We start from the raw sequence: 14,539 nt of genomic DNA, 5'->3' as shown, positions 1-14,539 counted from the left end.
AGGCGCTATGGCTGAACGGGACATCGTGGTGATCGGTGCATCGAGAGGCGGTTTTCAGGGACTCAGGGCGCTCGTTAGCGCGCTTCCCGCCGATCTTCCGGCTGCGGTGTTCGTCGTGCTGCATATCGGCCGTCACGCCAGCATGCTGCCGGACCTGCTCACGAGTTGGGGACGGTTGATCGCGCGTTATGCAACGCATGGCGAAAAGGTCGAACATGGAACCATCCGTGTAGCGCCGCCGGACCGGCATCTCGTGTTGTCGAAAGGGCGCGTGTGGCTCAGCGAGGGTGCGAAGGAAAACTTCTCGCGGCCCGCCGCCGATCCGCTGTTTCGCAGTGCCGCGATGGAATACGGGGCGCGTGTCGTCGGCGTCGTGATGAGCGGCGATCTCGACGATGGCGCTGCCGGTCTCGCCAACATCCGCGCCCAACGCGGTTTCGCCATCGTGCAGAATCCGGACGATTGCGAAGCGCCGAGCATGCCGCGTGCCGCACTCGAATCGTGCGGCGCCGACTTGCTGTGTGTCGAGCGCGAACTCTCGCGGTGCATTCAGGCGGCGGTGCACGGGATGTCGTCCGACGAAGCTTCCGAGGGAGCGCAGATGAACAAGAACGTGTTCGAGAAAGAGGCTCGCCTCGCAGCCAGCCGCCTGTCGGATATCGATTCGCTCGACGAAGTCGGCGAGCGGTCGGCGCTGACATGTCCCGATTGCGGCGGCGCGCTGTGGCGCATCAAGGACGATCATCCGATGCGCTATCGCTGCCATACCGGACATGCGTTCACCGGGCTGTCGCTGGAGGAGGGCATCGAAGCGCGTTCGGAGACGGCGATCTGGTCGGCCATGCGCGCGGTGCACGAGCGCGTCATCTTCGCGAAAGAGCGGCAGCGCTGGGCGGAGCGGTCGGGCAATGAAGATCAGATAAAAATCGAGCAGGCGCGCATCGACGAAGCGGAACGTCTCGTCGAATTGTTGCGCGAAGCGGTGCAGACAGCATCTTCATCCGCGAACTGACGAACTGACGGGAAACGGAGGATCGAATGGATCTCGAAGCGGAGAGCCTGGCGCTTGTCCAGGCTGATCGCGATATCAACGAAGGCAAGGAACGCATCGAGCGTCAGCGCAAGATCATCGAGCAACTGCGCTCCGGCGGACACGACACGACGGATGCGGTCAGGCTGCTCAGCACGCTCGAAGACACGCTGACGGCCATGATGCAGCATCGCTCGCTCATTGTCGCTCGCATCGCGCAGTGGAAGAGCGGGATCTTAACGTAGGACGTGCTCCGCGCGGGGTCTGTCGGCGGCGATGCAGCGTGCCGACGCCGCGACACGCGCGTGCGGCGATGCACTCGCGCATACGCGCCATGACGAGCGAATTGAGGCTGGGCGAGCGTGCCGCGCGTGCCTTGCGTCGCGGCTCCCTGGATAGCGAAGCGTGCACGTCGTGAGCGAATTTTTGCAGCGCATCCGCCGATCCGCTGACGCTCATGTACGCCTGCTGTCCGATCCTGCCGTCGAGCAGAACGGTCATTCCGGATTCACGGGCCAGCTTCAACATGTCGGATTGCATGATTGTTCGGGCTCATCGCCCGCTCTTGTCGTTGGCTTCGCGCGGGTTTGCGCGAAGCCTTTCATGCTTTCAAAACAGCATTCGCTGTGCCCCGGCCGCGCTAAATAATCGGCTTGCCGCCCGTTACCGCGATGGTCGCGCCTGATATGTAGCTCGCCTCGTCCGATGCCAGCATCACATAAGGCGCCGCGAGTTCCGCAGGCTGTCCGGGGCGCTTCATCGGCACCTGCTTGCCGAAGTTCTCGACGCTCGAAGGCGGCATCGTCGATGGAATCAGCGGCGTCCAGATCGGCCCCGGCGCCACGCAGTTCGCGCGTATGCCGCGCTCGGCCAGCAGTTGCGCAAGCCCGCCCGTGAAGTTCTGGATCGCGCCCTTCGTGCTCGCATACGCGATCAGTCCGGGATTCGGCGCATCGGCATTGACGGACGTCGTGTTGACGATCGAACTGCCTTCTTTCATATGCGCGAGCGCGGCCTTCGTGATGCGGAACATCGCGCCGATATTCGTCGAATAGGTCTTGTCCCATTCGTCGTCGCTGATGTCTTCGAGCTTGTCGTAAGTCGCCTGATACGCCGCGTTGTTCACGAGCACGTCGATGCGCCCGAACGTTTCGGCCGTCTTCGCGACGATCTGCTTGCAATGCTCGCGATCCGTGATATCGCCGGGCAGAAGCAGCGCGCGGCGTCCGGCTTTCTCGACCCAGCGCTTCGTTTCCTCGGCGTCGTCATGCTCGTTGAGATAGGAGATGGCGACGTCCGCGCCTTCGCGCGCATAGGCGATCGCCACCGCGCGGCCGATGCCGCTGTCCGCGCCCGTGATGAGCGCGACTTTGCCGGCGAGCCGGTTGCTGCCCTTGTAGCTCGATTCGCCGTGATCGGGCGGCGGGTCCATCGGGCCGGTGAGTCCCGGGCGATTGTCCTGCTGTTGCGCCGGCATCGGCGGGCGTGGGTATCCGCTATCGGTGGTATTGCTCATGTCGTGCTCCTTACGCTGCCGCTTCAAGAACGACCGTGGCCCGGCTTTCCCTGAGGGCGCCTGTACGAGCGGCGCTGCGCGCTCTTTCATTGACGAGTGTTTTCATTCACGACTCCGGTGCTGGTTAGAAAGACGACCGCATGCGCGGTCATGCGGTCGTGTCAGCATCGAGCGTTCCAGGAATCGAAACACGGCGTGCGGAATCCGCGCCTTACGACGCGCGAAGAGCGGTAATGGCGATCAGTGGTCCGCTTCGTCGACTTCCTTGACCACGGTCTTGCGAAGCTGATCGAGCGCGCGCAGGCTGGTGATGAGATTGCGCAACAGGCTTTCCGAGTCGTCGGTGTTCCATCCGCACTGTCGGAGCGATTCGAGGCGTTCCGTCTGCTCGACGATGCGCCGCCCGCAATTCTCGATATGCAGGTCAAGACGTGCGAGTTCCTCTAAAGCTCTGGTGTTGGCCATGGCGGACGTTCGCGTAGTAGGAAATTTTGTCCAGTCAACCATGGTACAACGCGCCGCGAATCGCCGATGCGGCGCAGTGAATCGGTCACTTTCGCTTCGTCAATTCAAGGTTGCGCGCGCTTCGAGACCGCATCGCGCATGCTGCGCACGTCGCGCGTCGTGACAGGCGAAGCATCGTTGCCCCATGCCGAGCGGACGAAGGTCAGCACGCGGGCGATTTCCGTATCGGTGAGCTTGTCGGCGAACGCGGGCATCTTCTTCGGCTGCGGCCCATGTTCCGTGGATGGCGCGTTGCCGCCCTGCAGCACCATCCGCACGAGCGAATCGGGCTTCTCCGACAGCACGGCCGGATTGCCCGCAAGCCGCGGATACTTGAACGCTTCACCCGCGCCGTCGCTCTTGTGACAGCGCGCGCATGCGCTTTGATAGAGACCCGCGCCGGGACGCTCGTCGTCGCCGGTGCGCAATGCGGCCACGCTCTGTTGCGCCGCGCGCGAGCGCGCATCGTAGGTGCCGCCGTTTCCGTTCGCCGGCAGGCTCTTCAGATACGACGCGATCGCGAGCAGATCCTGATCGTCGAGATATTGCGTGCTGTCTTCGACCACCTGCACCATGCTGCCGAAGGTGGCGAGACCCGCGCCGTGCCCCGTCTTGAGAAACGCGGCGATGTCGTCGGGTGCAATGCGTCCCAGTCCCGCGCCCGATACGCCGGTCAGGTTCGGCGCGTACCAGTGATCGTTGGTGCCGCCCGTGAGATACGTCCGCGACGATTCGGTATAGCCGCGTTCGTTATAGGCAGGTCCGCGCGGCGTATGGCACGCGCCGCAGTGCCCGAGCGATTGCACGAGATAGGCGCCGCGATTCCATTGCGCTTCGCGCTTCGGATCGGGCGTGAACGGTTCCGTCGGCCTGAAGGCCAGATTCCAGAAGACGAGCGCCCAGCGCTGGCTGAACGGAAACGGCAGATGCGTTTCGGGCGCGGCTTGCGCGACGGGTTCCACGCCGTGCATGAAATAGGCATAGAGCGCGCGCATGTCGCCGTCGCTGATCTTCGAGAACGATGGATAAGGCATCGCCGGATAAAGATGCTTGCCGCCCGGCGCGACGCCTTCACGCAACGCGCGCGCGAAGTCCTCGTAGCTATAACGCCCGATGCCATGTTGCGGGTCCGGCGTGATGTTGCTCGACCAGATCGTGCCGAAGGGCGAGCCCATCGGCAGGCCGCCCGCGAACGGATGCGGCTGCGGTTTGCCGGGCGCGGGCGGCGCGGTATGACAGCCGGCGCAATCGGCGGCCTTCGCGAGATACGCGCCGCGCGTGACGAGATCGGGCGTCTGTCCGCGAGCGAGCGGCATCGATGCGATCAGCGTGAAAGCGCAGAAGAGCGCGCGGCGTCGGAACGTCGTCACGATCAGCGTCCTCTACATGGCGACACGAGCAGCCACGCGAGATCCGTCGCGATCAGCGCGAACACGAAGAGCGCGCTCGCAAGCGCCCCCGCCCGCGCGATGAACGCATCGCGGGCCGCATGTCTGTCGATCGTTCCATGCTCTTTCAGCGTCGATGCAAGCTCGCCCGTACGCCGCCAGTTGCGCCACGCGACGACGCCGCCCGCGACGCCCAGCAGCAACGCGACCAGCGCCAGCAGCACGATGCCGTGCTCGAGCCAAGGCATCGCGGGCGCGTTCACCGGACGCTCATGCGGGAAGCAGCCCCACGCGGCGATGGTCTGCGCGAGCGTCGTCTGCGTCATCCACGCGGCGGGTGCGAGCAGGAGACCGATCGCGAGCGCCATGCCGCCCGGACGCACGGGATGCCGCTTTTCGTCGATGGGCGATGCATCGTTCATTTCATTTCGCCAGCACGTAGGGCGACAGATACAGCGTCGCGAAAATGAAGAGCCATACGACATCGACGAAATGCCAATACAAGCCGCCGATGGTCAGCGCCGCCGAACGCGCCCGGTCGAAGTAGCCGAGCGCGGTCCATAGCAGCAGGAACGCGAGCACGACGAGGCCGACGAGCACATGCATCATGTGAAAGCCGGTGATCGTGAAGTAGAGCGAGCCGTAGAGATGCGTCGTCAGGCCGTAGGGATGATCGGCCCATTCCTTGAGTTGTATGCCGACGAAGATCGCCCCGAGCGCGAGCGCGATAGCGAGCATCAGCACGCCCATGCCGCGTTTTCCGCGCCGCACGAAGCGCTCGCTTGCCCATACGAACACGCTGCTCGACAACAGAATGCAGGTGTTCGCGATGCCGAGGCCGAGCTTCGGCATGCCTTCGGGCGGCCAGTGTTGTGTCGTCTGCGAAGCGAGATACAGATACGAGAAGATCAGATAGCCGAAGAGCGCCGCTTCGGTCGCGACGAGCGTGAGACATCCCCACCATCCGCCCGACCGTTCGCCCGGACTGCCGATGGGCAGACGCGCGCGTTCGGGCAACGCTTCCGCGAAATCGCTCATGGTGTCGCTCCGGTTTCGTGCGGCTCGGGCGTATCGTCGCGCTGGCCGAGTTCGCGGCGCGGCCACAACCATACGACGATGGCCGCGCCGCATCCGATCAACCCGAGCGCCGCGAGCCACCATGCGGTCAATGCGAGGCCCGAGAAGAACACCAGCGACGCGACGCCGAGCCAGAAAGGCGCATACGAGTCTTCCGGCATCTTGAGAATCACGTCGGGATCGCCGTCGAGCGCGGTGGTGCCGAGCGCCTCGCGTCCCTTGTCGAGGATGTACCCTTCGTCGAGCCGCGAACGCATCTTGCCGGAAATGCGTTCCTCCCATAGCGGATGACGGCTCGCGATGCGCGGCGCGATCGCGAAGTTATACGGCGGCGGCGGCGATGAAGTCGCCCATTCGAGCGTGGGCGCATCCCAGGGGTTATCGCCCGCAACGGGACCGCGCCGCAGGCTGTACACGAAGTCCCACACGAAGATCAGCACGCCGAACGCGAACAGGAACGCGCCGATCGACGTAATCATGTTGACCGTGTTCCAGCCCATGTCGGGCGCGTAGGTATAGATGCGTCGCGGCATGCCGAGCAAACCCGCGATATGCATCGGAAAGAACGCGATATTGAAGCCCGTGAACAGAATCCAGAAGCCGATGCGCCCGATCCTCTCGCTCATCATGCGCCCGGTGAATTTCGGGAACCAGAAGTAGATGCCGCCGATAACGGGAAACACGTTGATGCCGAGTAGCACGTAATGCAGATGCGCGACGACGAAATAGGTATCCGTGAGTTGCCAGTCGAAAGGCACCGCTGCGGTGAGCACGCCCGACAATCCGCCGATCACGAAGAGAAACACGAAGCCCGCGAAATACAGAAAAGGCACGCGAAACACGGGACGTCCCGTCCATATCGTCGCGATCCATGCGAACGTCGCGACCGCGCTCGGTATCGCGATCACCATGCTCGCCGCGCCGAAGAACGACAGCGCGAGCGCGGGAATGCCCGTCGCGAACATGTGATGGATCCATACGACGAAGCCTATGACCATCGTCGCGACGGTCGACAGCGCGACCGGCAGATAGCCGACCAGCGGCCTGCGGCAGAAGACCGGGAGCGCATCGGAGACGATGCCCATCGCGGGCAGCACCACGGCATACACCCACGGATGCGCGAAGATCCAGAAGAGATGCTGCCAGAGCAGCGCGCGGCCGCCGTTGACGACGTCGAAGAAATGCGTGCCGATGCGCCGGTCAAGCCACAACAGAAAGAACGCGAGACTCACCGATGGCACTGCAAGCAGGTTGCCGCCCGATGCGGTGAGCGTGCCCCACACGAGCACCGGCACGCGATCGAGCGACATGCCCGGCGCGCGCATGCGCAGGAACGTGACCACGAAGTTCATCGAGCCGACTGTCGTCGAGATGCCGAGCAGCACCATGCCGAGCGCATAGACATCGATGTTGGGACCGGTGTTGTAAGTGAGACCGGCAAGCGGCGCATAGTTGAACCAGCCGGCGTTGGGCGCTTCGCCGAACGGAAAGCTCGCATACAGAAAGAGTCCGGCGAAAAGAAAGATCCAGTACGACAGCGCATTCAGGCGCGGAAACGCCATGTCGCGCGCGCCGAGTATCAGCGGCCACAGATAGTTGGAGAAGCCGGAGAGCACGGGCAACGCGTAAAGGAAGATCATCGTCACGCCGTGCATCGTGAAGAGCTGGTTGTATTGCTCGGGCGTGAGCAGCGTCGAGTCCGGGCGCGCAAGCTGCACGCGCATGATGAGCGCCTCGATGCCGCCCGCGATCAGAAACGCAAACGCGGTGAGGAGATAGCGCAAGCCGATGCTTTTATGATCGACGGTCGAAAGCCAGCCGCGCCATCCCGGTGGCGTTTCCCATGTCTCGCGCAGCTTGCGTTCTTCGGCGCTGCCGGGTTCGATGCGGCCGATCGCGAGCGTGCGTTGCAGCGGCGGCGGGGACGTGGCGTGTTCGGTCATTGCAGTGTCCGAAGATAAGCGGAGAGCGCGGCGGCTTCGGCCGCTGTGAGCGCGATCGATGGCATCAGCGAATCCGGTTTGATGCGCTGTGCATGGCGTATCCAGTCGAGTTGATTCGATTCGGTGTTCGGCAACGTGCCGGCGGCGATGAGCCTGCGCGAATTCAGATGCGTGAGATCGGGCGCTTGCGTGCCGTTCGCATCGCTGCCGCGCACGGCGTGACAGCCCGCGCAGCGATCGAGAAAGAGTCGCTGCCCGGCGCTCGCGGTGGCGTCGGCGGCATGCGGGCGCGCTTGCGCCGCGTACCACGCATCGAATTGAGCACGCGGTTCCGCGATCACTTCGAAGGCCATATGCGCGTGTTGCGCGCCGCAAAACTGCGAGCATTGCCCGCGATACACGCCCGCGCGATCCGCCTGAATCCATTGCTCGTTGACGACACCCGGTATCGTCTGAGTCTTGCCCGCGAGACGCGGCACCCAGAACGCATGAATGACATCGGCGCTGCGCAATTCGATTTTCACAGGCTCGCCGACCGGTATGTGAATCTCGTTGGCCGTGGTCACGCCCGCATAGTCGATCTTCCACCACCAGTCGTAGGCCGTGACCGCGATGGTCAGCGCGGGCTCCTTTCTCGGCGACGCGACCGATTCGAGCGTCACGAGCACATAGGCGAGCGCGACGAAAAGCGCGACCGACGAGATGCCCGTGCCGATCCAGACCCAGCGCATGCCGCCGCCTTCGCCCTGCACGTGCGATGCATCGCGCTTCGTGGGCGGCGGACGCTTGCGGATGATCGCGCCGACGAGCAATGCGCTCACGATCAGCGCGACGGCGACGGCCAGTGCCGCGAGCGCCCAGCCGAGACGCATCGTCGGCGTGGCGGCGGGACCGTCGGCGTGAAGGAAGTAATTGAGCGGCGCGTCGGCGCGCGCGCTCGCGTGACAAACGAATGCGGCGAGAAAAGCGATCATGGCGCGGGTGCTACGGCTGGCACAATGGATCGCTTTGTGCGTAGCAGGCATCCGCATGTATCTCCTTGAAAGATTGGCTCGCAGTGAGGTTCCGGCACGCCAGACGGGTGCGCGGGGCTTCGTTCCCCGAGCAATCCACGATCCCAACGATAGCCTTACGGCGCAACGCATGTAATGCGCTTTATTTCGCGAAGCGTTTTCATCAGTCCAATGGATCTTATCGATTCGATAAGTATTCTTCGCCGATTCACTCGCAATGCTTGAATAAGCGCGCACCGACGTTATGATGTACTAACGTATTTGCGACATGCATGTCCATGCATGTTCGTGTCTTTCGATGGTTTCCGATTCTCCTTCGCGCGCTCGATTGAAACGCAGCGCGAAGGCCCTTTGTTGCGTCCGGCGATTGCCACGCTCGCGCCATCGCGTTTGCGCGCATCGGTCAGTGGGGCGTCGTCTTATCTCTCGTATCGAAGCGGGGCCGCGTTCGTCATTCGTCGAACGCGGCTGAGCCTGTTCGCGCTCGCATTTCGCCGCGCGACGCGGGCGTTTCAATTCCGGCAATGAACCGGCCGCTCGATATCTATTTTGAATATTCCGAACGCGCCATGAAAGCCATTACTTTCGTTCGATCCGTTGCTCATATCTTCAAATCGCGGCGCATTATTTCAGCGGGGCGGCTTTCGATATGGCCGGGTTTCGCGATCGCGCTTCTGTTGGCCGCATGCGGCGGCGGTGGCGGCGGTGAAACTGGCGGCGCGAGCACGACCGGTGGCGCGCAATCGAGTCCTTCGGGTGCATCGAGTCCCATAGCGGCGTCGAGCCCTTCGGACGGCGGAGCGTCGGCGCCTGCGGTTGCATCGGCGCCAGCGGTTGCATCGGCGCCGTCGGCGGCGAGCAGCCCCGGCGGCGCGAGCAGCACCGCAAAGCCTGTGATTGCGCCTGCGGGCAGCGTGTTTTATGGCATGAACGGTCATGCCAACTGGGTCGGTCCATATCAGACGTCGACGCCGGAGCAACAAGCCGCGCAACTGAAAGACCTCAACATGACGATGTACCGCAACGACATTTCCAACGTAGCCGGCGCGAAAAATCTCGCGAAGTTCGCGAAGATCATGGCGCAATCCGGCGTGATGGTTTATCCGGTGATCCTGCAAGACCTCAACTTCGCCGATGAGAATTCGGCTTATCAGGCGAGCTTCACGCTCGCTCAGCAAATCGTCAGCGTGCAGCAATATGCCTATTACGAAGTCACCAACGAACTTGCACCGACATGTCTCGTCGGTGCGGTCGACGGCGTGAATCCGGCCGATTACCACAACGATTGTTATCGGATCGCGCGCGGCGTGATTCGCGGATTGATCGCGGGCATCAAGTCGGTGGATGCTGTCGGCAAGATCATCATCGGCGGCAATACGTGGATGCACCTCGGCCTCGATACGATGCTCGCCAACGGCACGCAACCCGACGGCACGAGCGGACATCCCATCGTGACGTGGGACATCACCGCGTGGCACTGGTACTCGGAGCAGGGCGATATCACGCACGCATGCGGAATCCGCTGCTACAACGTAGTCGGCACGCTGCTGTCGTTCGGCAAGCCGATCTGGATCAACGAAGTGGGCATGCGTCCGGACTTTCCCGGCACCGTCGATCAGGCGGCCACTTACATGGCCAACGACATGATGGGCAGGCTTCTCTCAATCGCGCCGCAATACAACATTCAGTCGATACAGGTCTACGAGCTCTACGACGATCCGCCCACCGGTCAGGGCCCTTACGGCATCATGCTCAACGACGGCGTGACGAAGAAACCCGTCTATACCGCGCTCAAGAATTTCATCGCGGCGAATCCGCGTTGAAGATCATCCGATGAAACCGGGAAGGCCGAGAGCCGCGTCGCTGCGCGCCAGACCGGCGGCGCGTTCGAGCAGCGCGTCGAATTGCGCATCGTCGCGCGGTCGCGGGAAGTGCGCGCGAAAGAAGTCCGCCCAGCGAAAATCGGCAAGCGGCACGTCGGTTTTTTCGTAGCCGCCCGCGCTGCGCACGAAGGCCGCAAGGCTGCGGAAATCGTCGTCGATGGCGTCCCGCATATGCACCGGCATGTCCTTGAAAGCGATGCGGCGGCCATCGGCGTCGTAGGGATGCACCCACGCCTCGTTCTCCATCGTCAGCCAGAACGCCGCGCGCGATAACGACGACAAGTCCCGCACCAGCACGAACGGCACGTCCTGCACGCCGATGCGGGCCAGCGCGCAAGCCACATGATGATGGTCGATGACATACGGCTCGCCGCCCGGCCCGAGCACGACGGCAATCGGCTTCGCGGCTATCGACATTGCCAGTTCATGTGCGCTCAGCGCGCGATATTCCTCGGCTTTGCGGCGGACCTGCCGTTCTCCGTGCGTCGCCTGCGTCGGATGCAGATCGCCGATGCGCAGCGTATTCATGGCGCATTCCTCGATGTGTGTCGAACATGCGGGCAAGCGCCGTACCCGGTCTGGACCCGCTGTTGCTTCTCGCTGAAACGAAAGTCCCTAATGCGGTGCGCGGGCGCATCCATTGCTGAAATCGCACACGGACCCGGCCATTCAAGGAGTGTGCAATGAAAGCGGTTGTGTTTCATGGAATAGGCGATATATCGCTCGATAACGTGCCCGACCCTTCGATTCGTCACGATCAGGACGCGATCGTGCGCCTGACCGCGAGCGCGATCTGCGGCACCGATCTGCACATGGTGCGCGGCACGCTGCCAGGGATGGTGCCGGGCACGATACTCGGCCACGAGGGCGTCGGCGTGATCGAGCAGGTCGGTCGCGGCGTGCGCAACCTGAAGCCGGGAGACCGCGTGCTGATTCCATCGACGATTTCGTGTGGCTGCTGTTCGTATTGCCGCACGGGCTACACGGCGCAGTGCGACTCGGCGAATCCCAATGGCGCGGCCGCGGGCACGGCGTTCTTTGGCGGACCGAAGTCGACAGGGCCGATCGACGGATTGCAGGCCGAATACGCGCGCACGCCGCTAGCCCATGCGAGCCTCATCAAATTGCCGGAGAATATCGACGACGAACGCGCGATCCTGCTGTCCGATATCTTTCCGACGGGCTTTTTCGGGGCGCAACTTGCCGAGGTGCGTGACGGCGATACCGTCGCGGTCTTCGGCGCGGGACCGGTCGGCCAGTTCGCCGTCGCGAGTGCGTTCATGCTCGGCGCGGGACGCGTGATCGTCGTGGATCGCCTGACGGATCGTCTCGCGATGGCGCGCGCGCAAGGCGCGGAAGCGGTGAACTTCGACGAGGAGGATCCCGTCGCAACGATTCTCGCGTTGACGGGCGGCATCGGCGTGGATCGTGTGATCGATGCCGTGGGCGTCGATGCAGTGCACGCGCAGGGCGGGCCGGCTGCATCGCAGGATGCCGTCAAGCAGGGCGAAGCGGAAAGCAGGACCGTCACGGCGCAGCGCAACGAACACGACGGCAACTGGATTCCCGGCGATGCGCCCACGCAGGCGCTCGACTGGGGCGTGGCTGCATTGGCGAAGGCGGGCACGCTCGGCGTGATCGGCGTGTATCCGCCGAACGACCGCTTCTTTCCGCTCGGTGTGGCGATGAACAAGAATCTCACCATCAAGATGGGCAACTGCAATCATCGCGCGGTGACGCCCGGACTCGTCGAGCGCGTGAGGAACGGATCGTTCGATCCGCTGCGCGTGCTGTCGACACGCGAGCCGATGATGAACGTCATCGACGCATACAAGGCATTCGATCAAAGGCAACCGGGATGGATCAAGGTCGCGCTCGATCCCGCCGCGTGACGGCCGCGCGGCCTTCATGGCGCATCGTCGCGGGCGTCGGCGCGTGCGCGTTCGTGGCCTGGGCGGCGATCGAATGGAAGCGCCTCAAGCGCACGCCCGCCCTTTCCGATGAAAGCGCCCGCAAGGGCATCACGGCGCGCTACACGCAGGCCGGACCGTATCGCATGTTCTCGCGTCACGCGGCATGCGAAGGTGGCCACGCGAAGCGCCTGCCCGTGGTGCTCGTGCATGGTCTCGTGATATCGAGCCGCTACATGGAGCCGCTCGCGCTCGCGTTGCGCAGCGACTTCGACGTGTACGCGCCCGATCTGCCCGGCTTCGGCGAAAGCAAACTGCGCGGCGGCGCGCTGTCGGTGCCCGAACTCGCCGATGCGTTGCGCCTCTGGCTCGGCGCGCGCGGCATCGAGCGGGCGATGTTCATCGGCAATTCCTTCGGCTGCCAGATTCTCGCGGATTTCGCCGCGCGCTATCCCGAGTCGGTCGACCGGCTCGTGCTGCAAGGACCGACCGTCGATCGCGATGCGCGCTCGCTCTTCACGCAAGTTTGTCGCGACTGGCGCAATGGACGGCTCGAACAGGCGAGATCGTCGGCGCCGATCGGGCGCATCGACTATGCGAAAGCGGGCGTGGTGCGCGCGCTCGCGACGATGCGCGAACTCATGCGCGATCGCATCGAGCGCAAGCTGTCGCGCATCGTTGCGCCGACGCTCGTCGTCGCCGGATCGCGCGATCCCGTCGCGCCGCTCGCGTGGGCGAGCGAAGTCGCGGCGCGCGTGCCGAACGGCGCGTTGCTGGCGATAGACGGCGGCACGCACACGCTCAACTATGTCTATCCGCATAGCTTCGCGCTCGCGATCCGCACGTTTCTTCTTCAGGGCGGCGCATCGAGATGACGAAGCCACCGCGCGGCATTGCCCGCTTCGATTCGGCCGCGGGCATGGTGCAGGCGCTCGCCGCGTGTCTGCATGGCGAACGCTTCAGCAGCCCGAGCCAGTCGCCGCTGCTCGATAGCCTGATGCCGCCGATCAACCTGCTGCCGAAGCGCGCCCGCGAATGGGTGTACACCGTGGGCGGCATGTCGGAGGGCATCACGGCGCGGCAGGCGCGGCGTCTCGATGTGGAAGGCATCGGCGAATGGATCGCGGGGCTTTACCCGCAGCGCACCTACGATGCCGCGTTCATCGGTTCGTCGAATGGCGCGCTCATGCACGTTGCGGCGGCGCTCGGCGTGCCCTGGCTGCCGCAGACGTTTCTGTGCCCGGTGCGCGCGCCCTTCAGCGATCCCGACGATGCGCAAAGCGGCTTCGATGACGGCCTCGCCGCCGTCGATGCGTTGCTTCGCGCCGATCCGCGTATCGCGATTCATCATATGCAGGATCCGAATCAGGACCGGCTGATGCTCTCCGCGATGAGCTACTTCCGGTTGAAGCTGCGCGCGCTGCCGCTGGCGTATCGCGAGTTTCTGCTGCGCAGTCTCGCGCCGGACGCGACGCTTCATATCGTCCGATGCACGCGCGACTGGCCCGTTACGCGCACCGGCGACCGATCGTTCTATCAGTTCGGCGCGCTGGGCGGCGCGACCGAGCGCGAGTACTTCGAAGGCGGGCCGCGTGTCGCGCGCTATCTCGCGCGTTATGGCGTGAAGCGCACGCGATGGGACGCGCCCGTGCCGACCCTGCGCGCGCCCGAAGCCGAATGGGGCTATGACGTGGCGCTCACCGAATCCATCGTCGCGCTGGCGAAGCAGAAGAACTGGCGCGTCGTCGAATGGCGGTTCGAAGAGCCGGAAGCGTTCAGCTTCGCGACGGCCGAGTTGTATCGCGCGTGGTATCGCGAGATGGGGATCGAGTCGAAGCGGCTCGTCGTCGATTCATTTCTTCTGATGGACCCGTACACGACGCTGCGATTGCGCGCGATCCCATTCTGGCTCGTCTTCTGCACCGACCCTTCGGCAGAGACGCTGCGCCGCTTTCTCGAACGCGAGTCCTTCGACGAGATCGACATGATGCTGTTCTCGCATGGCACCGAAGGCGTCGGCGTGACGAGCATCGACGAATGGGGCGCGTTGACCGCCAAGGCGAAACGCGAAGGGCGCTTTCTCGGTGTCGATGCACGGCGTTATCCGCGCGACTTCGCGACCTTCGTGCGCTTCGATCGTGCGCTTGCCGAACTGAAGCCGCAATACGGCTTGCCGGAGCCGATGCCGCCCGCGTTCTTCGAGGACGCGCTGCGCAAGCATGGCGCGCGTCATGGCATCACCGCGCACGATCACAACGCATGAAGCGAATGCCGG

Annotated in this window: 14 protein-coding genes; 6 read left to right on the top strand and 8 right to left on the bottom strand. The window is 63.9% G+C overall.

The window, feature by feature from the left end:
• The first annotated feature begins 7 nt into the window (after window positions 1–7).
• On the top strand, window positions 8–1,012 hold the full coding sequence (locus NCS00_RS28280) for a chemotaxis protein CheB (protein WP_008345959.1): 1,005 nt from the start codon (window positions 8–10) through the stop codon (window positions 1,010–1,012).
• A gap of 26 nt (window positions 1,013–1,038) precedes the next feature.
• Window positions 1,039–1,275: a hypothetical protein gene (locus NCS00_RS28275; protein ID WP_008345957.1), complete on the top strand. Its 237-nt coding sequence runs from the start codon at window positions 1,039–1,041 to the stop codon at window positions 1,273–1,275.
• Between the two features lie 395 nt (window positions 1,276–1,670).
• Here NCS00_RS28275 and NCS00_RS28270 read toward each other — a convergent pair whose 3' ends face one another.
• From NCS00_RS28270 to coxB, 7 genes are all read right to left on the bottom strand, one after another.
• Window positions 1,671–2,546 (bottom strand): glucose 1-dehydrogenase, encoded by an 876-nt coding sequence (locus NCS00_RS28270; protein WP_175981939.1) that lies wholly within the window; start codon window positions 2,544–2,546, stop codon window positions 1,671–1,673.
• Window positions 2,547–2,786: 240 nt separating this feature from the next.
• A complete protein-coding gene (locus NCS00_RS28265; protein WP_250441582.1) occupies window positions 2,787–3,011 on the bottom strand; it encodes a hypothetical protein in 225 nt (74 codons plus the stop codon).
• 104 nt (window positions 3,012–3,115) lie between these two features.
• A complete protein-coding gene (locus tag NCS00_RS28260) occupies window positions 3,116–4,366 on the bottom strand; it encodes a c-type cytochrome (RefSeq protein ID WP_250441630.1) in 1,251 nt (416 codons plus the stop codon).
• A 56-nt stretch (window positions 4,367–4,422) separates the two neighbouring features.
• Complete coding sequence (locus NCS00_RS28255) at window positions 4,423–4,860, bottom strand: hypothetical protein (protein WP_250441581.1); 438 nt, start codon at window positions 4,858–4,860, stop codon at window positions 4,423–4,425.
• A gap of 1 nt (window position 4,861) precedes the next feature.
• On the bottom strand, window positions 4,862–5,476 hold the full coding sequence (locus tag NCS00_RS28250; RefSeq protein ID WP_008345952.1) for a cytochrome c oxidase subunit 3: 615 nt from the start codon (window positions 5,474–5,476) through the stop codon (window positions 4,862–4,864).
• Window positions 5,473–7,458, bottom strand: coding sequence for a cytochrome c oxidase subunit I (ctaD, locus tag NCS00_RS28245; RefSeq protein ID WP_250441580.1), 1,986 nt, complete (start codon window positions 7,456–7,458; stop codon window positions 5,473–5,475). Before ctaD ends, NCS00_RS28250 begins: the two co-directional genes overlap by 4 nt.
• Window positions 7,455–8,432, bottom strand: coding sequence for a cytochrome c oxidase subunit II (coxB, locus tag NCS00_RS28240; RefSeq protein ID WP_250441579.1), 978 nt, complete (start codon window positions 8,430–8,432; stop codon window positions 7,455–7,457). Before coxB ends, ctaD begins: the two co-directional genes overlap by 4 nt.
• Before the next feature lie 608 nt (window positions 8,433–9,040).
• On the opposite strand from coxB, the gene NCS00_RS28235 reads away from it, so the two are divergent.
• The gene (locus tag NCS00_RS28235; RefSeq protein ID WP_250441578.1) at window positions 9,041–10,294 is read left to right on the top strand and encodes a hypothetical protein; all 1,254 of its coding nucleotides are present in this window, start codon (window positions 9,041–9,043) and stop codon (window positions 10,292–10,294) included.
• A 3-nt stretch (window positions 10,295–10,297) separates the two neighbouring features.
• On the opposite strand, the gene NCS00_RS28230 is transcribed toward NCS00_RS28235, so the two are convergent.
• A complete protein-coding gene (locus tag NCS00_RS28230) occupies window positions 10,298–10,882 on the bottom strand; it encodes a ParB-like protein (protein ID WP_250441577.1) in 585 nt (194 codons plus the stop codon).
• 155 nt (window positions 10,883–11,037) lie between these two features.
• On the opposite strand from NCS00_RS28230, the gene NCS00_RS28225 reads away from it, so the two are divergent.
• Genes NCS00_RS28225 through NCS00_RS28215 form a run of 3 tightly spaced genes read left to right on the top strand, consistent with a single transcriptional unit; the run spans window position 11,038 to window position 14,527 of the window.
• A complete protein-coding gene (locus tag NCS00_RS28225; RefSeq protein ID WP_034470047.1) occupies window positions 11,038–12,246 on the top strand; it encodes a zinc-dependent alcohol dehydrogenase in 1,209 nt (402 codons plus the stop codon).
• Entirely contained in the window at window positions 12,213–13,139 is a 927-nt protein-coding gene (locus NCS00_RS28220) for an alpha/beta fold hydrolase (protein ID WP_250441576.1), read from the top strand. The genes NCS00_RS28225 and NCS00_RS28220 overlap by 34 nt, the downstream gene beginning before the upstream one ends.
• Window positions 13,136–14,527 (top strand): hypothetical protein, encoded by a 1,392-nt coding sequence (locus NCS00_RS28215; protein WP_250441575.1) that lies wholly within the window; start codon window positions 13,136–13,138, stop codon window positions 14,525–14,527. Before NCS00_RS28220 ends, NCS00_RS28215 begins: the two co-directional genes overlap by 4 nt.
• Window positions 14,528–14,539: the final 12 nt, after the last annotated feature.

Origin of the sequence: Caballeronia sp. AZ1_KS37 (assembly GCF_023631165.1) — a bacterium.
Taxonomy (GTDB): Bacteria; Pseudomonadota; Gammaproteobacteria; order Burkholderiales; family Burkholderiaceae; genus Caballeronia; species Caballeronia zhejiangensis.
The sequence above is the reverse complement of the archived record's forward strand: the minus strand, read 5'-3'. Positions and strand labels throughout refer to the sequence as shown.

Excerpts from the sequence above, each read along its gene's own strand:
- NCS00_RS28225 (WP_034470047.1), top strand. The coding sequence starts at position 11,038 with ATGAAAGCGGTTGTGTTTCATGGAATAGGCGATATATCGCTCGATAAC.
- NCS00_RS28255 (WP_250441581.1), bottom strand. The coding sequence starts at position 4,860 with ATGAACGATGCATCGCCCATCGACGAAAAGCGGCATCCCGTGCGTCCG.
- NCS00_RS28220 (WP_250441576.1), top strand. The coding sequence starts at position 12,213 with ATGGATCAAGGTCGCGCTCGATCCCGCCGCGTGACGGCCGCGCGGCCT.
- NCS00_RS28280 (WP_008345959.1), top strand. The coding sequence starts at position 8 with ATGGCTGAACGGGACATCGTGGTGATCGGTGCATCGAGAGGCGGTTTT.
- NCS00_RS28265 (WP_250441582.1), bottom strand. The coding sequence starts at position 3,011 with ATGGCCAACACCAGAGCTTTAGAGGAACTCGCACGTCTTGACCTGCAT.
- coxB (WP_250441579.1), bottom strand. The coding sequence starts at position 8,432 with ATGATCGCTTTTCTCGCCGCATTCGTTTGTCACGCGAGCGCGCGCGCC.
- NCS00_RS28260 (WP_250441630.1), bottom strand. The coding sequence starts at position 4,366 with ATGCCGCTCGCTCGCGGACAGACGCCCGATCTCGTCACGCGCGGCGCG.
- NCS00_RS28230 (WP_250441577.1), bottom strand. The coding sequence starts at position 10,882 with ATGAATACGCTGCGCATCGGCGATCTGCATCCGACGCAGGCGACGCAC.
- ctaD (WP_250441580.1), bottom strand. The coding sequence starts at position 7,458 with ATGACCGAACACGCCACGTCCCCGCCGCCGCTGCAACGCACGCTCGCG.
- NCS00_RS28270 (WP_175981939.1), bottom strand. The coding sequence starts at position 2,546 with ATGAGCAATACCACCGATAGCGGATACCCACGCCCGCCGATGCCGGCG.
- NCS00_RS28215 (WP_250441575.1), top strand. The coding sequence starts at position 13,136 with ATGACGAAGCCACCGCGCGGCATTGCCCGCTTCGATTCGGCCGCGGGC.
- NCS00_RS28250 (WP_008345952.1), bottom strand. The coding sequence starts at position 5,476 with ATGAGCGATTTCGCGGAAGCGTTGCCCGAACGCGCGCGTCTGCCCATC.
- NCS00_RS28235 (WP_250441578.1), top strand. The coding sequence starts at position 9,041 with ATGAAAGCCATTACTTTCGTTCGATCCGTTGCTCATATCTTCAAATCG.
- NCS00_RS28275 (WP_008345957.1), top strand. The coding sequence starts at position 1,039 with ATGGATCTCGAAGCGGAGAGCCTGGCGCTTGTCCAGGCTGATCGCGAT.